Genomic DNA, 25,904 nt, shown 5'->3' with positions numbered 1-25,904 from the left:
TCCTCTAGTCTATACAATTAATAAAACTTCAACATTCCATTCATCAATGATAGCGTTACCATCCTGTTAAGATGCGAAAAGCCGCACCCAAGTGCGACCTTTCTTTACGGACTTATTAATTTCAACCATCCTATTATAAATCAAGATACGTGTAATCGCCAATATTTTTATACTTTAAGAAACGTTTTTCTAATAAATCCTCAACTTCAAGAGCACTCAACGTTTCTAAAGATTCAGTAATGATTTTCTCAATTTCTTGAGCCTGAGCCTGAATATCCCTGTGCGCTCCCCCTCTTACCTCTGGGATGACACCATCAATAACATTCAATTTTTTCAAGTCATAGGAAGTAATTTTCATGGATTCTGCCGCTTCCTGGGCCAGGCCTGCATCCTTCCATAAAATAGAGGAAGCCCCTTCTGGGGAAATTACAGAATATGTGGAATTCTCGAGCATGAAAATACGATCTCCAATACCAAGCCCGAGCGCACCACCACTACCACCTTCACCGATCACTATACATATCACAGGAACTGTGAGGCCTGCCATTTCCATCAAGTTTCTGGCAATCGCTTCACTTTGGCCTCTTTCCTCTGCTGCTTTCCCGGGATAGGCACCCTTTGTGTCGATAAATGTAATGATCGGTCTCTTGAATTTATCTGCCTGTTTCATTAAGCGGAGAGCTTTTCTGTATCCTTCTGGATGAGGCATGCCGAAATTCCGGCGTATATTTTCTTTTGTATCTTTTCCTCTCTGATGACCAATCACGGTTACGGGTTGACCTTTAAATTTGGCAATGCCAGAGACGATTGCAGCATCGTCTCCAAAATTACGGTCTCCGTGAAGCTCAATGAAGTCTGTGAAAAGATATTCGATATAATCAAGAGTCGTCGGTCTTTCAGGGTGCCGTGCCATTTGCACACGATCCCATGGAGCCATTCGATCATACACATCTGTTTCAAGTCTTTCCAACCGCTTCTCTAACGTGACGATTTCGTCGCTTAGATCCATTTCACTATTTTCAGTCAGTCGCTTTAAATCAGAAATTTTTTCTCTTAGTTCAATGACAGGTTTCTCGAATTCGAGTACGTGCTTCACGATTGGTCACCTCCCACATTATGAAGATCTAGAACCGTCGTTAGTGTCTTTTTCATGTCATGACGGTGAATGACTTTGTCCAGTTGACCGTGTTCCAAAAGAAATTCAGCCGTTTGAAAATCTTCTGGGAGCTTTTCACGAATCGTTTGTTCAATGATTCTCCGGCCTGCAAACCCAATTAAAGCACCAGGCTCTGCAAAATTATAATCACCAAGTGAGGCAAAGCTTGCAGAAACACCGCCTGTGGTCGGATGGGTCATGACTGAAATAAACAGACCTCCGTCTGCATGAAGACGTTGAAGAGCGACCGATGTTTTCCCCATTTGCATGAGGCTGAGCACACCTTCCTGCATTCTTGCACCGCCGGATGCTGTAAAAATGATAAATGGAAGATTCTCTTTTCTGGCATTCTCGATGGCATTCGTAATTTTCTCACCTACCACCGATCCCATGCTTCCCATTCGGAAACGGGCATCCATGACGGCCACAGCTGTCTCCATGCCATTAATTTTCACCTTCCCGGTGACAACCGCTTCATTCAAGTCAGACTTTTGACGGTCCTTTTCCAATTTTTCTTCGTATTCCGGGAAATGCAATGGGTTATTGGAAATCATATGTTTGTCCCATTCTACAAAGGATTCCTCATCAAATAAATGTTGGATACGTTCGTACGCACTTAGACGATGATGATGATCGCAATGAGGGCAAACATTCATGTTTCGATTTAATTCTTTTCTATAGAAGATTTTCTGACAGTTTGGACATTTCTGCATCAAACCTTCAGGTACATCCTGCTTTGCTTCTTGGCTGGGGATGGATGCGTATCTTTTTTTCTTGCTGAAAAAGTCTCTTAGCAAAGTGATTCCTCCTTTGGGACAAAGCTTCCTTTCTTATCAATATACATAAATTCCAATTCGCAATATGACTCATTCTGTCGAATTAGATTCGACACTAAATGATACGATCATTGAAATAGACGTATAATTTTCATTGTATCTTCTTCTTCCATGACGGTTACCAATTCTTCATACCATTCATCAGAATAGCTTACATCATGGAAGGTATGGGTAAATCCTGAGATGAATTGCCACATCGACAGAAGGAGAGGTTGATCACAAAGGCTGAACAAATATTCAAATACCTTTTGGTGCCTTTGTGTGTGGGAATGGCCGGATATGATTGATTTTAATGCGCTCATTTCCTGGCTGGCTAACTTTCCGTTCAACAAAAGCAGTACTTCTTTTTCTATCATTTGTTTAGCAGTCATCAATTCACTCTTGGTCCTTGATTCGTTAAGTAAGAAGTTGGAAAGCAGCTCGACCATATGGTAAGGACGATATGCTCTCATATAGGTACCTTCGCCTCTTCTTGTTTCAATCAATCCTAAAAGCTCCATCGCCCGAAAGGCTTCCCGGATTGAGGATCTGCCTACATTCAGTTGTTCACTTAACTCTCGTTCTGAAGGGAGCTTATCTCCAGGCTTTAACCGGTGCTCTTCAATATAGGATTTCAACTGTTGAAGAACACCTTCATAAACTTTTCCTCGCTGCTCCTGGGCCACGTTTCACGGACACCTCTTTTCATCTCTAACCACAATCATATTATGTAGAAGGAGAAACCGAAAGGCTTCCCCCTCTCATATCAATCTTCATCAATTAATGTCAGTTGTCTCGTTTTTTCTGCAACTTCCTCTGGGTCTACATGATGGCGGGCTACCCCGGACTCCATCGCCGCTTTCGCTACGCTTGCAGCAACAGCTGGGGCCACTCGCGGATCGAATGGTGCAGGAATGACATAGTCCTCACTCAATTCATCCTCGCTTACTAAAGAGGCAATGGCTTCAGCTGCAGCAATCTTCATCTTTTCATTGATTCTAGTCGCTCTTACGTCCAACGCACCACGGAAAATTCCAGGGAATGCAAGCACATTATTCACCTGATTAGGAAAGTCTGAGCGGCCTGTCCCGATGACACGCGCTCCGGCTTCTTTTGCATCTTCAGGCATAATTTCAGGTTCAGGATTTGCCATTGCAAAAATGATAGAATCATCATTCATTTTAGATACGGTCTCTTTGGAAAGCAATCCACCAACGGATACACCAATAAACACATCCGCACCTTCCATGACCTCTTCAAGATTCCCTTCTGTCCGGTCTTTATTCGTAATCTTAGCAATTTCATCTTTCACATCGTTCATTCCGTAGTCGCGGCCTTCAAAAATAGCTCCTTTGGAATCACACATGATGATGTCACGCACACCGAAGTGGTAGAGCAATTTAATAATAGCAATTCCAGCAGCTCCAGCGCCGTTAGCCACCACTTTAATTTCCGAGAAAGTTTTCCCAGTTATTTTTAATGCATTCATTAATCCTGCTACTGTAACGATTGCCGTACCATGTTGGTCGTCATGGAAAATCGGGATATTCGTCTCTTTCTTCAGTCGATCTTCGATGATGAAGCAGTTGGGTGCTGCGATATCTTCCAGGTTCACACCGCCGAAAGTAGGTTCCATCAATTTTACTGTCTGCACGATCTGATCAATATCACGTGTGTTCAAACAAATAGGGAATGCATCTACTCCTGCAAAACTCTTGAATAAAGCAGCTTTACCTTCCATGACTGGCAGAGCAGCCTCAGGGCCGATATTCCCGAGACCAAGAACAGCCGATCCATCACTGACCACGGCTACCATATTGCCCTTCATTGTATAGTCGTAAACCGTATCCTTGTGATCATAAATTTCTTTACAAGGTTCTGCCACTCCAGGGGAATAAGCAAGGCTCAAGTCTCTGGCATTCCTCACAGGAACCTTAGAATGGGTTTCGAGTTTCCCTTTATTAACACGGTGTATGTGCAAAGCTTCATCTCTTAAATTCGACACGACGACACTCTCCTTTTAAACTTATAGTGAACCGACCCTGGTGGTCTGACCACCATTAACCTCTTAATTATAACAGATGAATATAGAGTGTAAAGAAATACAAAAATCCGGACTGAGCTTTTATTACCCGGCCCCATCTTTCACAGGTCTGACGGCTACGGATGACTCTCCGAAAAATTCATTCAATTTACCCATCGAAACATCATTCACCTCAAGACAATAGGTTTCATCCAGTTTATAAGTTACCCGATCTTCAGATCGAAAAATGAAGATTGGTGTATTACCCGGGAAATATTCAGCAAGCTTTTTCAATTTTTCTATGGAATAGTGTTCATGTTCTTCTGTCACCTTAATAAAAAGGCGCTGCTTTTTTTCACCTTGGAATTCATCCATACCTAACGGCTCTGCATGGTTAATGATCAATTGTTTCTGTCCTTTTCTCTCATCAACTTTCCCTTGCAACTGCACGAGCATTTGTTCTTTCACCCATACTTTTATATTCCTATAAGTTTCCGGAAAAAGGACAGCATCCATCTCAGCGGTTTCATCACTAATCGTCAAGAACGCCATAGGATCGCCTCGTTTTGTACGTATTTCACGCAGGCCATCAATTACAACGGCAACTTCCACTTGTTTCTTAGTAAATCGGTGAGCCTCTCGAAGGGGAAGAACCCCCTTTTCATCGAGCTCTTTCCGTTGGTGTCCCAATGGATGTTGAGACATATAGGTGCCCAACACCTCTTTTTCCATCGACAAACGCTTTAAAGGAGGGAATGGTTCCACTTCCACCATTTCCATATCCAATTCATTGCCGAAAAATCCCGGTTGGTCTTGAAACTCCTTAAAAAGTTCCCCCTGCTCTAAAGCTTGATCAATACTCGCAAGAACACTCGCCCTATTTTGATGCAGGTCGTCAAAGGCTCCCGCAAGAATCAGGGCTTCAATTACTTTTCTAGAAACAATCTTACCGTCCACACGCAAACAAAAATCGTTAAGGTTTCGGAACGGTCCTTTTGTTCTCTCTTCAATGATAGCCTGGGCAGCTTGATAGCCGATCCCTTTAACAGCCGTCATTCCGATCCTAATTTCTCCTGCGTCGTCATGGTTAAGCGCTTGACTTCTATTCACAGATGGAGCTTTAACTTTTACATTCATATCCCTGGCTTCACGAATATACATCGTCATCTTTTCGTGATCTCCAAGGTGAGCATTCATTAACTCTGCCATAAAGTAAGAAGGATAATGAGCTTTCATGAATGCTAATCTGTATGAGATCAAACTATAGGCAACCGCATGGCTCCTGTTAAATCCATAATTCGAAAACTTAACGATCCAATCAAACAATTGGTGAGCAATCGACTCACCATAGCCTTTTGCCTTACAGCCTTGTACAAACGTCATCCGTTCTTTCTCTAGAACTCCAGCTTGCTTTTTACTTACTGCTCGTCTTAAGAGATCGGCTTCTCCTAGAGAATATCCCGCCACGCGACGAGCCACTTCCATGATTTGTTCTTGATAAACCAACACCCCAAACGTATGGGCAAGAATCGGCTTCAAATCAGGATGTGGATATTCAATATTTTCACGTCCATGCTTTCTTTCAATATATAAAGGGATGTACTCCATGGGTCCTGGTCTGTATAGGGCGTTGACGGCAACAACATCTTCAAAATGACTGGGTTTTAACCGTTGCAGTACATTTTTCATTCCTTGAGACTCCAGTTGAAAAACTCCATTGGTTCGTCCTTCTTTTAAGAGTTTAAAAGTGAGAGCGTCATTCAACGGAATATGACTGATTGAAAAGTCCTTTTGACGATATCGTTTTACTTTCCGCTCCATTCTTTCCAGAAAAGAGAGATTCCGGAGACCGAGAAAATCAATTTTAAGGAGCCCTATTTTTTCCAGGTCCCCCATGGCATATTGGGTTAAAGATACAGGTCCCTGACTTTTCAATAGAGGCGTATAGTTCACTAGTGGTTCTTCACTCAATACAACGCCTGCCGCATGGGTCGATACATGGCGCGGCAGCCCTTCAAGCTTCGTAGCCACCCGGAACAACAACTTTAAACGATCCGAGTTTCTAATGTACTCTTTCAGCTCCTCCGATTTCTTCACGACATCCACGAGTGACGAAGCAGTCGTCTTAGGAATTTGGTTAAGAATAAAAGAAGCATCACTTTCATCTATTTTCAATACCTTGAACAATTCTCTCAAGACACTCCTTGCGGCAAACGTACCAAATGTACAAATCTGAGCCACGTGGTCACTCCCATATTTCTCAGCTACATAGGAGATCACTTCGTCCCTGCGATGATCCGGAAAGTCAATATCTATATCCGGCATTGTAATTCTTTCAGGGTTCAGAAACCGTTCGAATAACAAATGATACTCTAAAGGATCAACCTGAGTAATCCCCAGCAAATAGGAGACGATGGACCCCGCGGCCGACCCACGCCCCGGCCCGGCGTGAATGCCATTTTCCCTCGCATAACTGATGAAATCCCAAACGATCAGGAAATAATCGCTGAAACCCATAGAGGCTATGATGGACAATTCATGATTCAGTCTCTCCACAGCTTGTTGGCGATTCTTTGTGTCATATTTATCAGGCAATGATGATTCACAAAGCTGTCGCAAGTAATCATCCGATTTTTTATTTTCCGGGGAAGGATAGGATGGAAGCAATTGCCTGTTTAATTCTAAATTTACCTGGCACGCATTCACAATTTCTTCTGTTGCTGCAATGGATTCCGGCCACCATTCTCCAAAGAAATTCTCCATTTCTTCTTTAGTTTTAAAATAGCAATGATGATCATTGTTTTCAGGACTGTACCGTATCCCCTCGTCAATTGCACGGAGACATTGGAAAGCATCCGCATCCCCGCGATTCAAATAACGAACATCTCCAACGGCCACGACCTTCATTCCGTTTTTATCCACCCATTCTTTTAAAGGTGTATGTAAGTGTCGCTCTGACTGAAGGTCACGATCCTGGATGCTCAAGTATAAACGATTCTTTCCCAAGAGATTTACCCAGCGCTCTCTAGACTTCTCTATGTTGTCAGTCATACGATTAGAAATCGACTCAGCCCACGGAGAACTTGAGGTCAATTGGATAAAAATCAAATCTTCTTTGTACACGGCCAATTGCTCAAGCGTTATGTTTTCGTTTTCTGTTTGAACAAGTGTACTTATTTCTAGCAGGTTGTGATAACCTCTGGTAGTTTCCGCCAACAAAATCATCGGAAAGGAGAATGTTTCATCAACGACAGCGGTCTTCAGACCAATGATTGGTTTTATCCCCTGATTTTTACATGCCTCATAAAAAGAGACCGCTCCGCTCATCGTACCCTCATCAGTGAGGGCAAGAGCACCAAACCCGGATGCTTTTGCTGTACGTACAAGGTCCTTGATCTTAATCGTACTATTCATCAAGCTGTACCCTGACTGCACATTCAAATGGGTAAACGTCATTTCGCACACCTTCTTTCATATAAATTATAGCTACTCTGGGGACTGGATGAAAGCCTTCTGCATAAAGAGAGGGGTGGAAGAATAATCGTTAGATAAGAGACTTATTTTCAGACAGCGAAAAGAGGGACAAGATGGAAGATCGTTTAGTCATATCCATGATTCAATGCTTCTTTATCGCGTTCGGGGTGATCGTAGGTGGAACCATTATCGGAAGTATAGGAAGTTTATTGACAGGGGAAGCCGCATTGACATCCATGTTTCGGATTGCAAAAGGCTTAAGGATTTGGGCCATTGTCGCAGCCATAGGTGGAACATTTGATGCCATAAGTAATTTTGAAAAAGGAATTTTTGATGGTTCCACTTTTGATATCTTCAAGCAGGTGATGATTATTATAGCCGCCATGGGTGGAGTAAAGACAGCATTGCTTTTATTTGAATGGTTATTAGGTGATGAGGTGACGTAATGCACTTTCCTGCCTACCATAAAAACAAGGAATGGAGACGTTTTTTTGCAGGTCTTGTTTTAGGAGCGATCATCGGTTATACCTTTTTCATTTACGTCCATGGCCAATTGCAGCAAAAATACACAGAAGAACATATAGAAATGACAGCCCAATTAAGTGAGTGGGAAACCAAATATGAAGCTCTCCTAAACAATCAGAATCAAAATAAAGAAGGCAAGCCCATGAGTGTCAAAGAAATAAACGTCGTGTTTACGAATGCCAAAAAATTAGAGGTTGACCTTTTAACCCAGCATCAGCTCAATGCTTTGGTCAAAGATCAACTGCTCACTGTATCTGGTAAAGATGTCTCTATCGTTGCTGATCAAGTGGATCTCATCATCTCGACGATTGAAAATAAAAACTACGTGGTCGATGATTTCACTTATGAGTTGAAAGTAACGAAATTAATTGTTAGTGAAACTATGACCCTGCACCTCGAAATTAAATTAAAGAGATAGGAAATGGAGCAGGCTTAGTCCGCCTGCTCTTTTTTATATTTCAGACATTCAACTTCAAGTTCTTTTGCAATTTCATCGGTTTCCTCCCACGAAGAAGCGGAAGCACCTGAGGCCATCGGGTGTCCTCCTCCATTATGGTTGGCTGCGATCCCATTAATCACTGGTCCTTTCGAGCGTAGGCGGACACGGATGGTATCTTCTTCCTCTACAAAAAATGCCCATGCAAGCATTCCTTCTATGTCTCCAAGTAAACCTACGAGCTGACTCGTTTCCGAAGGAGAAACGTTAAACTCATCCAACGTTTTACGATCGAGACGAATAGTTGAATAACCAGCTTCATGAACGGTGAAATTTTGTAAAACATATCCTTTCAACTTGGCAACATGAACAGGAGTTTTATACATTTCATTATATAAGGATGGTCGATCAAACTCAAAATTCACAAGATTTGCTGCATAAGACAGCGTCTGTTTCGTAGTACTCGGAAAAAGGAACCGCCCCGTATCGCCTACAATTCCAGCGTAAAGAAGTCGAGCTGCCTCATCATTAAGGACCAATCCTTCCTCTGCGAACTCAGAGTACAATTGATAGATCATTTCCGAAGTGGAGCTTGCTGTTGTGTCCACCCATTGGATATCTCCATAAGCATCTACTTCCGGGTGGTGATCGATTTTTATTAATAAGTCTCCCTGATTATAGCGCTGATCATCGATCCGCGCCTGGTTTGCGGTATCGCACACAATCGTAAGAGCTCCTTGAAAGGCTTCATCGGGAACTTCATCCATTGAAGCAAGAAACTCCAAAGACGGTTCAGCTGCTCCTGTGACAAACACTTGTTTTTGTGGAAAAGTGGCTTGAATCAATGTAGCTAAACCAGCCTGCGATCCATAGGCATCCGGGTCTGGACGCACATGACGATGAATGATGATAACTTCGTGATCCTTGATCGCTTTCATAATAGCCTGCTTACTCATTAAAAAGGTCCTCCTTTTTGCTTTCCTTGTTATTTAATAATAGAATTCTCTGTACAGGTAGCCTTTTCCGAAGAAACAAGCTACAATAAAAGGGAAATTTAAACGCAGGAGTCGATCAAATGATTATTTTTCCGATCCTTATATTAGTCTCTTTTGTGCTTTACATCTATTACAAGGTGATGATTGTCCGTTCCGATGATCCTCTTACTCAAGAATACTTAAATAGTAAGTCCAAGCTTTTCCTTGGAAGTTTCATTTTCTTCTTTGGGATTAACCAGTATGTATTCTATCAAACGAAACTTTCACTATTTGTAGGCCTCGTATTCATTGCTCTTGGTATTTTCCAAGCCCGGCTGGGATGGAAAGCAAGCAAGCATTACCGGGCAGAATTTCAAAAACACCGCACAAGCCCTCAATCATGAATCTCTAAGAAAAAGTCGCTGTTGTTCAGCGACTTTTTTTATCGGTCAATGAGCTGGGCCATGAGAAGAGCTTTCCCAACGATTGATTTCTCATGGTGAACCTCAATGTCTACTTTTGCAAATTTCCTTCCGACCTCCAAAATTTGCGGCCGGACTTCTATTTCGCTTTCGATTTGAACGGGTTTAATGAAATAAACGGAAATATTTTCAACAACTAGATCACCTTTTTTATACTTCCTTAATAATCGACTCGAAGCTTCTGTAATTAACGAAATAAAAACACCATAGGACATTGTTCCAAGAGGATTCGTCATTTGAGGTGTTACTTTTGTTTGCCAAACAGGGTTTGAGTCATCCTCTGAAATGACCTCCATGCGGTTTGTTGCAAGGTCATCAATCGTTTCGCCTACCTGAGGCTGCCTTTGGATATGCTGCAGTGCTTTCAACACATCCTGGCGGGAAATAATCCCTTGGAGTTTATGCGAAGGATCGACAACAGGCATCAGTTCAATGCCTTCCCAAACCATGACATGAGCAGCGTTCGCGAGAGAGGTTTTGGCATGTACGGTCATTGGATTTCGAGTCATGACTTTTTCAATTCGTGTCTCTTTATCTTTTCCAATTACATCTCTTGAAGTGACGATGCCGACCACACGATTCTGCTGATCTACTACTGGATAGCGGCTATGGCCTGTGTTTGAGTTAAATTCGTGCCACCTGGCAACTGCATCCGATGCTTGGAGGAACTTTGAGTCCTCATAAGATGTATAAATATCATCGACAAGCACAATTTCTTTTTTTATTAATTGATCATAAATCGCTCTATTAATCATCGTTGCGACTGTGAATGTATCATAACTGGTAGATATGACGGGAAGTTTCTTTTCATCTGCCAGCTTTTTGACTGTTTCACTCGTATCGAATCCACCCGTAATTAAAACGGCTGCCCCTTCTTTGACCGCAAGCTCATGTGCGTTTGTTCTGTTTCCTACAATAAGAAGAGAACCCGCTTCTGTATAACGCATCATAGCTTCGAGCTTCATCGCACCTATGACGAATTTACTCAGGGTTTTATATAAACCTTCACGCCCCCCGAGTACTTGACCATCCACGACATTTACAATTTCAGCGAACGTCAATTTTTCTATGTTCTCTTTTTTCTTCTTTTCAATTCTGATGGTTCCGACACGTTCCATGGTGCTGACAAGGTCCTGATTCTCCGCTTCTTTGATGGCCCTGTAAGCTGTACCTTCACTCACATTCAATGCTTTCGCTATTCTTCTAACAGATATCTTGCTGCCGACCGACAGGGATTCGATATGTTCCAGGATCTGTTCGTGTTTTGTTGCCATACGCCCACCAAACTTTCTAACTGTACTAATCCAATTTCTTATAATTGTTATTATACAGTTGATACAGATGATCCGCAATTTCTTCCTGAAGTTTCAGAAAAAGCCGTTTGTCATGGAATAGACAAACGGCTTTGAACACCCTGGGTTTAAAGTTCGATGGATTCTCCCGGCTTTAAAGCCTTTCCTTTACCTGGTTTCACTTCATGAGCAAAGGCATCCCCATCCTGGGCAATTAAATCAAAGGTGTTGTAGTGAACAGGCACAACCTGTTTCGCTTGGATCCATTCAGCAGCGACGAGCGCATCAGATGGCCCCATCGTAAAATTGTCCCCAATAGGGAGGAAAGCAAGATCGATGTCGTTCCGTTCCCCAATCATCTTCATATCAGAGAACAATCCGGTATCTCCGGCATGGTAAATGGTCTTTCCATCAATCGTTAGTAATATACCTGTAGGCATTCCTGTGTACACGATCGTTCCATCTTCTTCCTGATAAGAAGAACCATGAAAGGCTTGGGTGAATTTCACATGTCCAAAGTCGAATTCATGACCTCCACCGATATACATAGGGTGAGCGTTCAGGCCTTTATTTCCAAGGTAAGTAGCTAACTCGAACGGAGCGATGACTTGAGCATCATTTCTTTTTGCAATCTCAAATGTGTCCCCAACGTGATCGTTGTGACCATGAGTAAGCAGAATCACATCTGCGTTTACTTGGTCAGCATCGAGATCTGTATTCCCGTTGTCCGAAATAAAAGGATCAAAAAGAATCGTCTTTCCATTGGCTTCAACTTTTACAACGGCATGACCATGATAAGAAACTTTCATCCATAACACTCCTTTTAAACATTGCTTATTTAGTAATTACGCCAAGCTTGTTCATACTTCTGAATAAGATGTGGGTTGATCAGAGTATTGGGTTCCAACTTGACCACTTGGCCTTCTCCATTCAAGATTTCCCCATCTTCATCTTTTCCAAACACTGTCATAGATTGAAAAACTTCCTCTGTCAGAAATTCAGTTTCCACAGTAAATTGGACCTTTTCGACCGCCAAAGGTTCGCGTGAGGCCATAATGAACCCCCAATTACCGAAGCTCGGAACATCCACATGGAAATTTTCCGTGTAAAGCCCTGTAGAGGCTACCGTTTCATCAATCGTCCAGTACACTTCTGTCGCAAAGAGAGGACTTGTCGCCTGAATCATCACTGCCCCTCCAGGGGATAGATGATTTCTCACTAAAGAATAAAACTCCCGTGTATAGAGCTTGTTCAGACTTTCGTTATTCGGATCAGGGAGATCGATAATAATGACATCATAGAATTGGTCTGCATTCTCCAAAAACTTAAACGCATCTTTATTCAATACATTAACCCTCGGATCATCAAGCGCTCCTTTATTTACTTGAAGCAGATGAAAATTGGATCGTGCAAGGTTTGTGACTGCCGGATCAAGATCAACAAGCGTAATCTCTTTGATTTCCTCATACTTCAATAACTCTCTAGCCGCAATCCCGTCTCCACCTCCAAGGATAAGCACATTTTCATTTTTTTCAGAAAAAGCGACAGGAGGATGGACAAGTGTTTCATGATAGCGGTGTTCATCCGTCGAACTGAATTGCAGGGAACCGTTTAAGAAAAGGCGGGTATCTCCCTGCTCCTTTGTAAGAACGATCCGTTGGTATGCACTCTCCTCCATATGAATGATGGGGTCTTTATATAGCTTCTGTTCGAAAGAAAAAGCCATTTCTTCACCGAAAAATAGCCCACCAACGAGAAGAGTCCCAATGATGATTGCCCCTGTCAGATGAATGGAAAACTTTTTAATTTCAGACCGGAATAAATACAAGACCAATACAGCAACAGCTAAGTTAATACAAGCAACAAAAAAGGCGCTTTTCACCATACCCATTTGCGGTCTGAGATAGAAAGCAAAAAGGAGACCACCAATCAATCCACCGGCATAATCTGAAAAGAGAACCCTGGCCGTACTTCGATTGAGTTCGACCCCTATTTCATTTGCCTTTCTGATAAGGATCGGCAGCTCAAGACCGGTCAGAGCCCCGATGGTGAATGTTACTAGATATAGGAACAGAGCATCCGTTCCTGCAGGGGCAAAAGCCGTCATCCCAAACATCGTGAAGCTGGAAAAGCCACCGATTAAGGCCACCATAAATTCAATCCAGATGAACGTGACAATCAGTTGCTTCATCACTCTCTCACTTATACTCGCACCGATCCCCATACCGGTAAGGAACAAGCTGATTGTCAATGTGTACTGCTTTACACCATCACCAAGAATATAAGATCCGAGAGCCCCAAATAACACTTCGAAAATAATACCGCATATGGAAACAATGCCTGAGGCCCAATATATAAAATGACTTTTTCTAATATTCGCTTCCACTTCGTTCACTCCACTTAAACTTGAATGTTAAAAAGCCACTATGAGAATGGATCATAGTGGCTTCTCTCAAATATTCCAAGGCCGTTATGTAATCGACGCACCGATAACAAAAGCTAAACCGATCGATACACCCATTGTAATGATTCCGACCGCTGTATTATTTTCCTTTAATTTCGTTTCTACAGAAAACTTACGTGTGAACAGTTCAAACAATAGATAGGCAATCATTTGAAGGACAACCCCGTACGCTCCCCAAATCAACGTATCCCATACAGTGAAACTATGATAGATTGCGAATGACAGTACAATACATATGCCGATGATTTTTCCTGCAATTGACATCGCCACTGCCTGATTCCCTTGCTTTACCTCTTCCCAATCCTTATACTGCCTGGTTAACCATTCAAAGATAACCAATCCAATTACAACAATCACAACTGCCATTACAAAATAACCTAACGTAGCCAAAAATGGTTCCATCATGATAACCTCCTTTATTTTCCTGTGCCAGGACCTCCACCACGGTTCGATGACCCTCTCATAGAAGTGGTTCCACCTGAATTATAATTCCCGTACATCCCATATCCACCGTAACAGTTCCCGGTTTGCTGACAATTGGCCCTTCGGCGCTCATACCAGTCATTAGATCCCAAAGAGCGATTAAGAATAGATCCTAAAAATAGCCCACTAAAGAAACCGGGTGAATAATGATTTCTCACAAAATCATCTGATGCAAGTTCAATTGTAATGACCCCAGGTTCTTCCGTACTTTCCTGGAGGATCACAAAATGATCAGGATAAATGAGAGCTTGCTTATTTTCCTGCCTTTCACTTATTTCTTCAGGAGGAATAGCTGAGGTCAAAGAATCTGAGACCTCGGTTAACGTCAATTCTTTTGTCATATAAATTCTAGAGATGCCCTGATCAGATCGGACTGTATCCAATAAAGGGAAATGATTCTGAATCAGCGATTCGATATCGTTTGTTTCTGAATTTGCTAACCCACTTAGTATCTCTGACCGGTCAGGCTCTGAAGGTAGTTCTCCATATGTATCTTCGGTATAAGAACCGGACATCCCTCTTTCGTCATTTCCGCCGAATACATTAAACAATAAGAAAAAGGCAATGATTCCTACGACTATGATCCCTGCATAATCTTTCAACACACATCCTCCTTCCACATAACAATTGCTCAGGTCACACTGAGCGCTAAAGCCGGATGTCAATAAAAAGGCAATCGATACACGACTCGGAATTTGTTATTTTCCAGTCCATAAAACAGCCGTGCCTGACCACTAAGCCAGGCACGAATGTTGGACCAGAGATTACTCTTTGTTCATCTTTTTCTTCAGGGCTTCCAATTCACTGTCTACACTGTCTTTATTATCCAAATCTTCAAATTCATCGTCTAAGGAGCGGGATTGTGAAGACATATCCTCACTCGTTTCAGCTTCTGCTTCATAGTGCATGACTTTTTCTTCCATACGTTCAAAACCTTGACGTGACTGATCTCCACCGATGTTCGACATGGTACGGTTCATTTTAGTACGCGTTTTCGCAGATTCGGCACGTGCTTTCAAGGAATCTTTCTTCAATTTCATTTCCTGATATTCCTTCTTCATTTCATCCAGCTTTTGACGAAGGTTATTCGCATCCTGTTGAGCACGCTCCCAGGAAGCCTTGAATTGATCTGCCTGATCCTGATGGTTCTTCTTATCTTCTAAGGCACGACGAGCCAAATCTTCATTTCCTGCCTCAATGGCTTTCTCCGCCTGCTGCATCCGCTTATCTACAAGAGCCTGAGAGTCATCGTATTTTCTTTTCAACATTTTCTCGTTCGCAATCTGCTTAGCTACCGCACTTTCAGCTTCACGGATGTCATTCTCCATATCACGCATGAATTGATCAAGCATTTTCACAGGGTCTTCTGCTTTATCCAACATAGCATTTAACTCTGAACCTACGACTGTCTTTACACGATTAAAAAATTTAAACATTTTACTTCCTCCTTATTTTGTACCTGCCAGGATTTTGATTTCATAGGCTTCTATGTCATACCCTACACTGGCTTCTACTTCACTGCCCCATGATTCAAGGCTTAAATACAATTCTTCATCGTCCGAAATATACTCTGCATATCGGGAGGTACGCCCATTAATGTTCGTACTTCTTCCTTCTCCCGTAACCCGCGCTTCTCCTTCTTCATCTTTGAAGAAGGTTTGGCCTTCATACTCAAGTTTCTCAGGGAAGGGCATGGATACAGGGAGTTTGACCGTCTCATACACCCCTAATTCCAGCTCATCATCCATTTCAGCTGCCAGCCACTTCGTTTGATTCCCTTCCAACAGCTGATAAGAGAACCACTCGTAACCACCGTCACGATACGTAATTTTCCCAACAACTTCATAATCCACAAGATCGTATGTGACAATGTCCCCGACTTGGATATTCAACGGTGTGCGCTCTTTCACTTCTGGTGCCTGCTTCTCATTTTTAGAAAACAATCTAGAAAAGAAACCCAAATCTTCACCTCTCCTTCAACTGTGACCCTGTGTACCTGTATGTACGTGATAAGTTCTTAAAAGGTTTCACTTTTTTCTTTTTATTTTACGCCTGATCTTAAGGAATCTCAAATCCAGGCCCCTATCATGCTTTTTTTCATTTTTTTCTGATCTTTGAACCTTTGTTTTTTCTGAAAAGAGCGTATAATCAGAAAATATCTTTTTACATAAGGAGTTGAATCGAATGAAAACATTAGAAAAAATAAGTCAATTTGCAGGTAGCACTTTCGCTGTCTGGGTGCTCCTGTTTGCGGCCTTATCTTTTTATCTTCCGGGAGGATTTACATGGATCGCCCCATATATTGTTCCCTTATTAGGGATTATCATGTTTGGGATGGGGTTGACTCTGTCTAAGAAAGACTTCCAGGAAGTTTTTAAACGACCGAAAGATGTAGCGGTCGGTGTGGGAGCACAGTTTACTCTTATGCCGATTCTCGCTTTTCTATTAGTGACGATCCTTCCCGTTTCGCCAGAAGTAGCGGTCGGTGTCATTCTTGTAGGGTGCTGCCCAGGAGGAACTTCTTCCAATGTTATGACTTATCTCTCCAAAGGGGATACCGCTCTTTCTGTTTCTATTACAGCTGTATCAACCCTGTTGGCCCCCCTCTTCACCCCATTACTCGTTTGGGTGTTTGCAAGCCAGTGGCTTCCGGTTTCAGCAGGAGATCTTTTCGTCTCCATCGTTAAGGTCGTTCTTGTGCCGATTATTCTAGGTCTTATCGTGCAGTCCATTTTCAAGAATAAAGTACAAGCGACGGTCAAAGCCCTGCCACTTATATCCGTTATTAGTATAGTAGCCATCGTCGCAGCAGTTGTCAGTGTCAATCAATCTCAAATTGCCGAGACAGGAGCAGCTATATTCGCAATCGTCGTCGTCCATAACCTCCTCGGTTACTTAGCAGGCTACGGGTTAGGAAAGCTGTTCAACATGGAGCCGGCAAAACAGCGAGCCATTTCCATTGAGGTTGGTATGCAAAATTCTGGCCTTGGCGCGTCTCTCGCAGCCGTGCACTTCAACCCGCTCGCTGCTGTACCCAGTGCTATTTTTAGTGTTTGGCACAACATCTCAGGCCCGATCATTGCAACCATCTTTAGAAAACAGAAAGATGCAGACACAAAAGACACAAATACGAACCATATCAAATCAGCCTAAAAGACTACAGTTAACAACCAATTATTCAACTAAAGCTCCCAATTGTGGAACTCAGTTTCGAAATGTTCCCGGGGGGCGTTGCCCAACATGAGCATCAGGGGTGGCCGGGAAGCTACTCACTTTCCTGTGGGGGAGTGGCGAGCTTCCTCGGGCGGTCTGAAGCACTAAGGGATCTCGCCTATCTCCTTTTTCCCACGGGAGTCTCGCAGCTTTCCAACCACCCCATTCAGATGTATGTGAGATACGAACCCCTTTACCAAGTTGGACTGTCTTCCGTTACACCGATTGTTAAAGCATAAAACGCTTTGTTTCAAGCTTTAAGGATTCAGATACCTAGGCATGGAGTTGTATCCTAATCCTCTCATCAAGCTGAAAAGCTGATTATTCGGGAAGTGGTTTCGAGACACTGATATAGCAAAGGGGCGGAGGGGAATGACGAGACTCCTGCGGGAAAAGAGTGCTTGGTGAGACCCCGCAAGGCGTCAGCCTGAGGAGGCTCATCGCGCTCCCGCGGAAAGCGAGTTATTCCCCGCAGCCCCCACCCACTCAACAAAAGTAGCGAAATCAAATCTTCCACAATCCTGCTATATGGCGTAAGAATGGTTTAAGACTATGAAAAAAGCGTGGACGTAAAGTCCTCGCTTTTTTAAATCATTATTTATTAAAAAGTTGCTTGGCATCTGTATATTCAAGACCTTGAGCTTCAGCGACCGCTTTGTAGGTCACATGTCCTCCAAGCGTGTTTAATCCCTTATAAAGCGCCTCATTTTCCTGACACGCCCTCACATATCCCTTATTCGCTAACTGAAGAGCGTAAGGAACGGTTACATTCGTTAACCCGATTGTAGACGTCCTTGGAACGGCACCCGGCATGTTTGCTACTGCATAATGAAGGACCCCATGCTTTTCATAAGTAGGGTCATCATGAGTGGTTATCCGATCGGTCGTTTCGAAAATGCCTCCCTGATCAATGGCTACATCCACAATGACAGATCCTTCTTTCATTGATTTGACCATATCTTCAGTAACAAGGCTTGGCGCTTTAGCCCCTGGAATAAGAACAGCTCCAATAACTAGATCGGACTCTTCCAAGGCTTCTTGAATATTAAGCGGGTTCGACATCAACGTGTTGATATCAGAACCAAAAATATCATCAAGCTGACGCAATCGTTCAGGGTTCAGGTCAATGATGGTGACATCAGCTCCAAGTCCCATGGCAATCTTAGCTGCATTTGTACCTACAACGCCTCCACCGATAACAGTGACTCTTCCGCGTCTTACACCCGGGATGCCTCCTAACAGAATTCCTTTTCCACCTTTTGACTTTTCAAGGTATTGGGCACCAATTTGGGAAGCCATCCTTCCTGCTACTTCACTCATCGGTGTTAAAAGCGGTAATGATCCATTCGGTGATTGGACGGTCTCGTATGCAATTGAGATTACTTTCTTTTTTACGAGAGCTTTCGTCAATTCAGATTCCGGCGCTAAGTGTAAATAAGTGAATAAGATTAAACCTTCATAAAAATAATCGTACTCTTCCGGAACAGGTTCTTTCACTTTCATGACCATTTCCTGACTCCATGCTTTCTGAGCTGACTCAACGACTGCAGCACCTGCTTCTTTGTATTGATCATCAGTGAATCCTGAGCCTAATCCTGCACCTGTTTCTACAAACACTTCATGTCCTGCATTAGTTAAACTGACAACTCCTGCTGGCGTCATTGCTATACGGTTCTCATTATTTTTCACTTCTTTGGGTACACCTATCTTCACCGCAAGCCTACCTCCTTATGCTGTTTCTCGTAATGGGTCTCAAACAAAACAACTAATAACAAAAGAAAGCCTTCCCATTGTACCAAATCTTTTACATGTGATGAAAACACTCCAGGATTGACAAATTCCTCACCCATTACCGGTGTCTGTGTATAACGTCTAATCCTCCGGTGACTTCATAGATCGTACCCGTAATCATATCCGAGTCCTCTTCACATAAAAAAGCAATGGTTCGTGCCACATCTTCCCCTGTTCCAGGACGCCCTATTGGCGTTTCTTCATCTTTACTTTTTCGGCTCTTCTCAATGCACGCTTCCTTCCACTCTCCTGTTATGTTTCCCGGACATATCATATTTGATGTGATACCATATTCTGCTTCTTCATAGGCAATGGTTTTAGTCAGGGATACAAGTCCAACTTTTGCTGCAGCGAAAGCAGAGCGATAGATCCATCCTGAAGCAGATTGTGCACCTTGGAACCCATAATTAATGATTCTGCCGAAATTCTGCTTCCTCATATGAGGAACAGCGGCTTTCATAAGGTAAAACACTGCATCAAGGTTCCCTCGAATCATCGAGTTCCACTCCTCCTCTGTGTAGTCCATCAGCTTTTTTCGTTCAAAAATATAAGGCCCTGCATTGTTGATTAGATAATCTACTCTTCCAAAACGATTCAGTGCACTTTCTGTAAGGCGATGGACGTCTTCTTTAACCGTCACATCAGCCTGTATGATTTGTATTCTGTCATGATCACCCGGGAAATCATCGAGTAAAGAGAGGGCTTTGGCTTCATCATTTCTATATGTAACGGTAATGGAATGATTTTGTTTCAACATGTGTTCGGCTACTTTCCTGCCAAGCCCTTTGGTCCCGGCTGTAATCAATGCATGTCTCATCTGACCAAACCTCCTTAAGTCTCCATTTTCATTTACACTTGAGTCACCTTTCTGTACAATGATTGGGTCAGAAAGGACGTGAATGTGTTGAAAGCTTATGCACCACGGAAACGTGTGATTGAACAATATGGTTTAGAAGCTGTCCCTGCTGAGAGACGGGATACACCCTGGTACCGCTTTGCTTTCATTCAGATTGCCATAGCTGCCAACGCAGGTAACTTTCTTGTTCCCGCACTGGCTGTGTTGGAAGGTGGACTTTCCTTCTGGACAGGTGTCATCTCCACAAGCATCGGGGCAATCCTCGGCTTCTTACTTGTATCATTTTTATCCTTACCAGGTGCAAGACTCGGCATCCCGGCGCAATATGCGTTACGTACCATTCTTGGAGTTAATGGGACCCGTTTTTTATCCGCACCGATTCGAAGTCTCACTTCTCTTTATTGGTTCAGTGTACAAACCATTGGTGGTACATATGTCATCCAACAATTGATGTTACGTTTAACAGGTATAGAACTTCCATTTTGGGTTTATTCAATTCCTCTTTCCATCCTCATGGTTACACTTGCCATTGTTGGTTTTGATGCGGTAAAACAAGCCATGAGCTATTTTTTACCTTTATTACTCATCGGTGAAGCAACGATCTTGTATGTTTACTTTACTACAAATCACACACCTGATTCACTGATGTTGCTTCAAAAGGGGGGGTTGGAAGGGTCTTTCTCCTCCATGTTATTCTTTGCGAGCCTTGCTTTTGTGCAGTATGTATCAGGCGTAAGTGCATCAGCGGATATGACAAGGTATGCAAAAACCCCTTCTCATGGTTTTTATGGACTACTAATTGGAAATGGACTCGGCTTCTTTATAACAGCGGTCATCGGGTGTGCATCCGCCTATCTCTTTCACGATATCAACCCATATGTATCATCCACTGAGTTGACGAATTCCCCGCTTCTTATAGCGATTATTACTGCAACCGCCATCATTTCTATGGTCAGCATTAATGTCAGTAATGCGTACACAGGAGGATTCAGCCTTTTGAATACCTTCCCAAAACTCTCAAGAGTTCAAGCGGCCGTTGTTTTCGGCTCAGTAGGTGTGCTCCTAAGTGGTTTTCCCACCCTTGTAAATGAAGCCGAATCATTCATCTCTTTGCTTGGTGGGTTAATCATTCCAATCTCAGCTGTTATTTGCAGTGATTACCTCATTGTAAAAAGAATTCATTTGGACGAAGAAGATCTGATTCTCTTAACGAAGCCACGGTATGTGAACAGTCTGGCCATGGGAGCGATTGTGGCAGGTAGCCTTCTTTATTTCTTTCTTCCTGAATCATGGTCTCCGGGATTCTTAACGTTCTTGTTGATCTTCACGATTTACCCGTTTTTAAAAAAGAAAGATAAATCAAGGACCCCAACAGCATAAAGCTGTTGGGGCTTTTATTAGCGCTTATCTTTTTTCTTACTTCCAGATTGGTAACTTTCATTCATGGACTGCATGAGTTGCTGATCCTGTTCTGTTTCTTTTTCTCTTTGGATTGGATTTTTCGGTTTCTTCATGTGACCACCTCCCTGTTTACTTTTCGCAAAATTGTTATAATTATGCACGATTCGTCCGTCTATCCAATAAACGGGCATGATATAATAATGATATAGAAAAGAGAGGAGGCATCCAGCATGACTTTTGAATATAAGGATATTGTTGTGGCGGTCGACGGTTCTGTAACGGCAGAAGTGGCATTCAATAAAGCCATTGACATCGCAAACCGGAATGAGGCGAAACTGGTTTTAGCTCACGTGGTGGATACACGAGCCTTTGCGACCGTAGAAGCCTATGATCGTTCCCTTGCGATCCGCGCGGAACAATATGCGACCGAATTATTAAATGACTACCAGGAAAAAGCAGAAAAAGCCGGTGTGAAGAATGTAGTGGTTGACATTGAATACGGTTCTCCAAAAGTAAAAATTGCTAAAGATGTCGCTCCGAAATATAATGCTGACCTGATCATCTGCGGTGCAACAGGCTTGAATGCGATGGAACGTTTCTTTATCGGTAGTGTATCCGAACACATCACAAGATACGCTACCTGCGATGTGCTTGTTGTGCGACCGGATGACACAGAAGAAAGCCAAGACAAATAAAAGAGCCCTGATCAAGGGCTCTTTTATTTGTCTTTATTCAGTTCTCCAACAACGTGTGAAAGTTCAGGAAGGATTAATCGATCCATCGCGAGTTTGACAGCACCAGAAGAACCCGGGGTAGAGAAAACAGCCGTTCGTCCTGATACACCTGCGATGGCCCGGGATAAAATTGCCGCTGATCCGATATCCTCTGTGTAGCTGAGCATTCGGAAGATTTCTCCAAAACCAGGCATCTCTTTATCCAGCATGTTTTCAATCACTTCGATCGTTACATCCCGATTGGCCACCCCAGTCCCTCCGTTTAGTAAGACTGCATCAATATCCGGGTGATCCACTCCCCGCTTCACATAGTCATGAATTTGACTTTGCTCATCTTTCACAATATGGTATGCCCCTACCGTGTGTCCTTCCTTCGTAAGCTTATCGATCATCAGCTTACCACTTTTATCCGTTTCTTCTGTACGGGTGTCGCTCACTGTGAGCACAAGGCAGGAAATTGAATCCCTAGCGCTTGTTTTATGTTCTTCAACAGCCAATCAAGACGCTCCTTCCTTGTTCATAAGGTGACGATATTGATAAAACTTCATAGCGAACTCTGTCACTTGTTTTGTTAAATGATAGTTTGAATAAGCACCTATTGCGATACTGATGAATGGAAGACCTTGAACAAGCTTTTTTCTGAACATGAGGATGAATAGGGATTTGAAACATTGTTTCATCGGTTGTTCCATCCAACCTTCATCAGTCAATTGATCCTCTCCTGCAAAGATAAAAGGATGTTCTTTCTTTTTCACTTCTTCCATTAACTCATTCCAAGCACTTGCTTTTAGTCTTTTCGGCAAGGTAGCAGCATGAAAAACTTTGAGGGAGATCATCATTTCGTAGGGGTGGTTCATCTCATGGCCAAATGTTAGACCAATCAGCTGGATGGCTCTTATATTCATTAACATCATTAAAGGATAATCCATTCCTAAGAAAAGCCAGCCACCGGCCCCTGTCAAGCCACCCTGCGCAAAAGAATAAAGCCGCCCCCGAGCCATCTGCTGCTCGGCTATGTAGGTCAACTGTTCTACGGTCAGCTCTTTCTCCATATCTTCGATTTTTTCAATCTGATTTGAAAAAATCCTCCCCACCGTTAAGATTCGTTTTCTGGCCTCATATTGATAAGAAGTTCCTTGCAAAAAAGCATGAGTATGGAAAAACCAGGCATCTAATTTTGAGAAAAATGCTTTTTTCACCTGAGGATCTACATTCATCAAGCTTTGTTGAACCCAATGATCATAAACCATCTCAAAATCATTCGGCTGATACTGCTGGTATTGCTCTAACCATGTCTTTAATTCCGTACGGATTCTTTGGTGTGACAAAGCGCTCCCTCCTCGTCTTTGTTCCTTACCATATATTGTAGACTGAAAGCTCAAAAAAAAGCAATCGCACCTAGGTGCGATTGCTTTTTCCTTTTATAGTCCTTTTTCAACGGTGTCACGAGCAATCATGACTTCTTCGTTTGTCGGAATAATCATGACCTTCACAGGGGAGTGAGGGTAGTTTACAAATGCTTCTTTGCCACGAACTTTGTTAAGAGCAGGGTCCCAGTACACGCCCATGAACTCAAGACCTTTCAACACACGCTCACGCATCGTAACACTGTTTTCACCTACACCAGCGGTGAAGATAATTCCATCGATGCCGTGCATACGTGCAGCGTAAGAACCGATATATTTGTGGATACGAGCGGAAAAGACTTCAAGAGCAAGTTCGGCACGCTCATCCCCATCTTCTGCACGCTTTTCAATATCTCTCAAGTCACTGGAGAATCCGGAAAGCGCAAGCATACCACTTTCTTTGTTCAATACATTCATGACTTCATTCGCTGTTTTACCTGTCTTCTCCATGATGAATGGAATCAATGCAGGGTCGATGTTACCAGAGCGCGTCCCCATTGTAACCCCAGCAAGTGGTGTGAAGCCCATGGATGTGTCAATGGACTTGCCGCCTTCGATGGCTGCAATACTAGCACCATTTCCCAGGTGGCATGATAGAAGTCGAAGCTCTTCCACCGGGCGTCCCAACATCTCAGCAGCACGTTCAGAAACATACTTGTGGGAAGTACCATGGAAACCATACTTACGGATGCCATAGTCTTCATAATACTCATATGGCAGGCTGTACAGGTAAGACTGTTCGGGCATAGACTGGTGGAATGCCGTATCAAATACAGCTACATGAGGTACATTCGGCAGCACTTCACGGAAAGCGTTGATGCCAGTCAAGTTTGCAGGGTTATGCAATGGAGCCAAGTCGGATACTTCTTCGATTTCTTGGATGACTTCATCCGTGATGAGTACAGATTCGCTGAAACGCTCGCCTCCGTGAACGACACGGTGACCCACTCCATTGATCTCATCAAGAGAGTCGATGATTCCATTCGCAGTCAATTTATCAAGAAGCATTTTTACAGCTTCTCCATGATCAGGGATATCTGTTACGGTTTCATCTTTTTCATCATTTACTTCAATTGTAAATACAGCATCATTCAAGCCGATACGCTCGACTAGACCTTTGGTAATTACATTTTCTTCAGGCATTTCAATCAGTTGGAATTTCAGTGATGAACTACCTGCATTTATAGCAAGAATTTTATTACTCAACGTTGCTCATCCCCTTAAAAATATAGGTTCGTAATTTTCTACCACTACTATTTAATCACCCGTTATCATCGATTTCAAGGTCGTTGAGCTATGATAACGTTTACTTGTTATATTCGTTATTTTCTCACAATTGCGTTCTTTTATATTCATCAAACCATTGGTTCATCTGAGCAAGGATATCCGCCATTCCATTCGGATTCTTAAAGGAAGGAAGCTTGGCCAACAATGCTTGCTTCGGCGCCTTCGTTTCTTGACCTTTTTTCTGTAAAATTAAAATGCTCTTTCCATGCTTTTCATCTTTAAATAAGCTATCGGAAAGCTGAAGCATTCCCACGATGTGAGCATGCTCACGTAAGAATTCATTCAGCGCCTTTGACTGCTCACTCTCAAAAAGGAAGTTCGGCACGATGAACATAAGGAAGCCGCCTTCTTTTGTATAATTCAATCCTTGTTCAATAAACAGGTGATGGGCATAGGACAAGCCCTCATCCGCTTTAAGCTTATATCTTTCTGCTTGAGCGTCATCCGGATAATAACCGACAGGTAGATCAGCCATCACAAAATCCACAGGTTCCATTAAGAAAGGGGCCAGACTGTCCTGATGAAAGAATTCAATTTCATTTTTTTGCAGATTGGCATTCGCAACGGCAAGCTGTATGAGAGTAGGGTCTACTTCACTGGCATATGCTTGCAGCGACATATCCAGCTGGTTCATAACAGAGGTCATTAAATTTGCGCTTCCCGAAGCTGGATCAAAGAGTTTCAAGCTTTCTTTTCCTTCGAACAACTTAGAAGCCAGATAACCCATAAACATAGCCACCGAGTCTGGTGTGATGAGGTGCTGCTGCTGAGTGGCTCCCTTCATTCCTTTTAGGATGGCAAGTTGAACCGCTTTTCGTATTTCTTCTTTTTCGAACTCTTCTTTTTTCACTTTCAGCAGTTCATTCGTGAGAAAGGTCTGCAAAGAATCTCCCATATCGTCAAAAGGCTGTCCATTGAACAGAACATCCATCGTTTCTGCAATCGCTTCTAAATAAGTGATATTCAAGTCTTCAGATATAACCGTTGAAGTATCATCGATCCATTGAAATAGTTTTTCCACTTGTTCCTGCTTCATAATCATTCTCCTTAAAATAAAATCATGCTTTCACACTTGGTGAAAATTATAGGACC

At 42.8% G+C, this 25,904-nt stretch carries 25 protein-coding genes; 6 read left to right on the top strand and 19 right to left on the bottom strand.

Features of this window, described 5'->3' with window-relative positions; genetic code table 11:
- Positions 1 to 133: 133 nt before the first annotated feature.
- The 5 genes from ACQ4XT_RS10745 to dnaE all read right to left on the bottom strand — a co-directional run bounded on the left by ACQ4XT_RS10745 (position 134) and on the right by dnaE (position 7,450).
- Positions 134 to 1,096, bottom strand: a complete 963-nt coding sequence (locus tag ACQ4XT_RS10745) for an acetyl-CoA carboxylase carboxyltransferase subunit alpha (RefSeq protein ID WP_446853677.1) — start codon at positions 1,094 to 1,096, stop codon at positions 134 to 136.
- Positions 1,093 to 1,953: an acetyl-CoA carboxylase, carboxyltransferase subunit beta gene (gene accD / locus ACQ4XT_RS10740; protein WP_446853676.1), complete on the bottom strand. Its 861-nt coding sequence runs from the start codon at positions 1,951 to 1,953 to the stop codon at positions 1,093 to 1,095. Before accD ends, ACQ4XT_RS10745 begins: the two co-directional genes overlap by 4 nt.
- A 107-nt stretch (positions 1,954 to 2,060) precedes the next feature.
- Complete coding sequence (locus ACQ4XT_RS10735) at positions 2,061 to 2,657, bottom strand: FadR/GntR family transcriptional regulator (RefSeq protein WP_446853675.1); 597 nt, start codon at positions 2,655 to 2,657, stop codon at positions 2,061 to 2,063.
- 80 nt (positions 2,658 to 2,737) lie between these two features.
- The gene (ystJ, locus tag ACQ4XT_RS10730) at positions 2,738 to 3,976 is read right to left on the bottom strand and encodes an NADP-dependent malic enzyme (RefSeq protein WP_089650539.1); all 1,239 of its coding nucleotides are present in this window, start codon (positions 3,974 to 3,976) and stop codon (positions 2,738 to 2,740) included.
- A gap of 123 nt (positions 3,977 to 4,099) precedes the next feature.
- Positions 4,100 to 7,450, bottom strand: coding sequence for a DNA polymerase III subunit alpha (gene dnaE / locus ACQ4XT_RS10725; RefSeq protein WP_446853674.1), 3,351 nt, complete (start codon positions 7,448 to 7,450; stop codon positions 4,100 to 4,102).
- Between the two features lie 131 nt (positions 7,451 to 7,581).
- Here dnaE and ytrH point away from each other — a divergent pair, with 131 nt between their 5' ends.
- Together ytrH and ytrI are read left to right on the top strand one after the other, a co-directional pair.
- The gene (gene ytrH / locus ACQ4XT_RS10720; protein ID WP_089650537.1) at positions 7,582 to 7,914 is read left to right on the top strand and encodes a sporulation membrane protein YtrH; all 333 of its coding nucleotides are present in this window, start codon (positions 7,582 to 7,584) and stop codon (positions 7,912 to 7,914) included.
- Positions 7,914 to 8,411, top strand: a complete 498-nt coding sequence (ytrI, locus tag ACQ4XT_RS10715; RefSeq protein ID WP_446853673.1) for a sporulation membrane protein YtrI — start codon at positions 7,914 to 7,916, stop codon at positions 8,409 to 8,411. Before ytrH ends, ytrI begins: the two co-directional genes overlap by 1 nt.
- Before the next feature lie 14 nt (positions 8,412 to 8,425).
- On the opposite strand, the gene ACQ4XT_RS10710 is transcribed toward ytrI, so the two are convergent.
- Complete coding sequence (locus tag ACQ4XT_RS10710) at positions 8,426 to 9,385, bottom strand: DHH family phosphoesterase (protein WP_446853672.1); 960 nt, start codon at positions 9,383 to 9,385, stop codon at positions 8,426 to 8,428.
- Between the two features lie 119 nt (positions 9,386 to 9,504).
- On the opposite strand from ACQ4XT_RS10710, the gene ACQ4XT_RS10705 reads away from it, so the two are divergent.
- Positions 9,505 to 9,807 carry a YtpI family protein gene (locus ACQ4XT_RS10705; RefSeq protein WP_446853671.1) on the top strand — a complete coding sequence of 101 codons (303 nt, stop codon included), beginning with the start codon at positions 9,505 to 9,507 and terminating at the stop codon, positions 9,805 to 9,807.
- Positions 9,808 to 9,845: 38 nt separating this feature from the next.
- Here the strand turns inward: ACQ4XT_RS10705 and ACQ4XT_RS10700 are convergent, their stop codons facing one another.
- The 7 genes from ACQ4XT_RS10700 to ACQ4XT_RS10670 all read right to left on the bottom strand — a co-directional run bounded on the left by ACQ4XT_RS10700 (position 9,846) and on the right by ACQ4XT_RS10670 (position 16,085).
- Positions 9,846 to 11,159, bottom strand: coding sequence for a DRTGG domain-containing protein (locus ACQ4XT_RS10700; RefSeq protein ID WP_446853670.1), 1,314 nt, complete (start codon positions 11,157 to 11,159; stop codon positions 9,846 to 9,848).
- A gap of 146 nt (positions 11,160 to 11,305) precedes the next feature.
- On the bottom strand, positions 11,306 to 11,986 hold the full coding sequence (locus tag ACQ4XT_RS10695) for a metal-dependent hydrolase (protein ID WP_446853669.1): 681 nt from the start codon (positions 11,984 to 11,986) through the stop codon (positions 11,306 to 11,308).
- A gap of 29 nt (positions 11,987 to 12,015) precedes the next feature.
- Entirely contained in the window at positions 12,016 to 13,563 is a 1,548-nt protein-coding gene (locus ACQ4XT_RS10690; protein ID WP_446853668.1) for a polyamine aminopropyltransferase, read from the bottom strand.
- Positions 13,564 to 13,647: 84 nt separating this feature from the next.
- Positions 13,648 to 14,043 carry a DUF350 domain-containing protein gene (locus ACQ4XT_RS10685; protein WP_160916238.1) on the bottom strand — a complete coding sequence of 132 codons (396 nt, stop codon included), beginning with the start codon at positions 14,041 to 14,043 and terminating at the stop codon, positions 13,648 to 13,650.
- A gap of 14 nt (positions 14,044 to 14,057) precedes the next feature.
- Positions 14,058 to 14,729 (bottom strand): DUF4247 domain-containing protein, encoded by a 672-nt coding sequence (locus tag ACQ4XT_RS10680; RefSeq protein ID WP_446853667.1) that lies wholly within the window; start codon positions 14,727 to 14,729, stop codon positions 14,058 to 14,060.
- Between the two features lie 159 nt (positions 14,730 to 14,888).
- On the bottom strand, positions 14,889 to 15,560 hold the full coding sequence (locus ACQ4XT_RS10675; protein ID WP_446853666.1) for a PspA/IM30 family protein: 672 nt from the start codon (positions 15,558 to 15,560) through the stop codon (positions 14,889 to 14,891).
- A gap of 12 nt (positions 15,561 to 15,572) precedes the next feature.
- The gene (locus ACQ4XT_RS10670) at positions 15,573 to 16,085 is read right to left on the bottom strand and encodes a DUF4178 domain-containing protein (protein WP_446853665.1); all 513 of its coding nucleotides are present in this window, start codon (positions 16,083 to 16,085) and stop codon (positions 15,573 to 15,575) included.
- Positions 16,086 to 16,308: 223 nt separating this feature from the next.
- Between ACQ4XT_RS10670 and ACQ4XT_RS10665 the strand changes: the two genes are divergently transcribed.
- Entirely contained in the window at positions 16,309 to 17,277 is a 969-nt protein-coding gene (locus tag ACQ4XT_RS10665; RefSeq protein ID WP_446853664.1) for a bile acid:sodium symporter family protein, read from the top strand.
- Positions 17,278 to 17,931: 654 nt separating this feature from the next.
- Here ACQ4XT_RS10665 and ald read toward each other — a convergent pair.
- Entirely contained in the window at positions 17,932 to 19,050 is a 1,119-nt protein-coding gene (gene ald, locus ACQ4XT_RS10660) for an alanine dehydrogenase (RefSeq protein ID WP_446853663.1), read from the bottom strand.
- Positions 19,051 to 19,186: 136 nt separating this feature from the next.
- On the bottom strand, positions 19,187 to 19,945 hold the full coding sequence (locus ACQ4XT_RS10655; RefSeq protein ID WP_446853662.1) for an SDR family oxidoreductase: 759 nt from the start codon (positions 19,943 to 19,945) through the stop codon (positions 19,187 to 19,189).
- A gap of 84 nt (positions 19,946 to 20,029) precedes the next feature.
- Here ACQ4XT_RS10655 and ACQ4XT_RS10650 point away from each other — a divergent pair, with 84 nt between their 5' ends.
- Positions 20,030 to 21,364: a purine-cytosine permease family protein gene (locus ACQ4XT_RS10650; RefSeq protein WP_446853661.1), complete on the top strand. Its 1,335-nt coding sequence runs from the start codon at positions 20,030 to 20,032 to the stop codon at positions 21,362 to 21,364.
- A gap of 251 nt (positions 21,365 to 21,615) precedes the next feature.
- On the top strand, positions 21,616 to 22,080 hold the full coding sequence (locus ACQ4XT_RS10645) for a universal stress protein (protein ID WP_446853660.1): 465 nt from the start codon (positions 21,616 to 21,618) through the stop codon (positions 22,078 to 22,080).
- A gap of 23 nt (positions 22,081 to 22,103) precedes the next feature.
- On the opposite strand, the gene ACQ4XT_RS10640 is transcribed toward ACQ4XT_RS10645, so the two are convergent.
- The 4 genes from ACQ4XT_RS10640 to ACQ4XT_RS10625 form a co-directional block, all read right to left on the bottom strand.
- The gene (locus ACQ4XT_RS10640; RefSeq protein ID WP_446853659.1) at positions 22,104 to 22,616 is read right to left on the bottom strand and encodes a MogA/MoaB family molybdenum cofactor biosynthesis protein; all 513 of its coding nucleotides are present in this window, start codon (positions 22,614 to 22,616) and stop codon (positions 22,104 to 22,106) included.
- Positions 22,617 to 23,447 carry an EcsC family protein gene (locus tag ACQ4XT_RS10635; protein ID WP_446853658.1) on the bottom strand — a complete coding sequence of 277 codons (831 nt, stop codon included), beginning with the start codon at positions 23,445 to 23,447 and terminating at the stop codon, positions 22,617 to 22,619.
- 93 nt (positions 23,448 to 23,540) lie between these two features.
- Complete coding sequence (locus ACQ4XT_RS10630; RefSeq protein WP_446853657.1) at positions 23,541 to 24,731, bottom strand: acetate kinase; 1,191 nt, start codon at positions 24,729 to 24,731, stop codon at positions 23,541 to 23,543.
- A gap of 124 nt (positions 24,732 to 24,855) precedes the next feature.
- Positions 24,856 to 25,848 (bottom strand): class I SAM-dependent methyltransferase, encoded by a 993-nt coding sequence (locus ACQ4XT_RS10625; RefSeq protein ID WP_446853656.1) that lies wholly within the window; start codon positions 25,846 to 25,848, stop codon positions 24,856 to 24,858.
- Between the last annotated feature and the right edge of the window lie 56 nt (positions 25,849 to 25,904).

The sequence above is a fragment of the Halobacillus sp. 12SKB genome (assembly GCF_052941655.1).
Note: the sequence above shows the minus strand (reverse complement) of the source record. Positions and strands in the feature narration are given on the sequence as shown.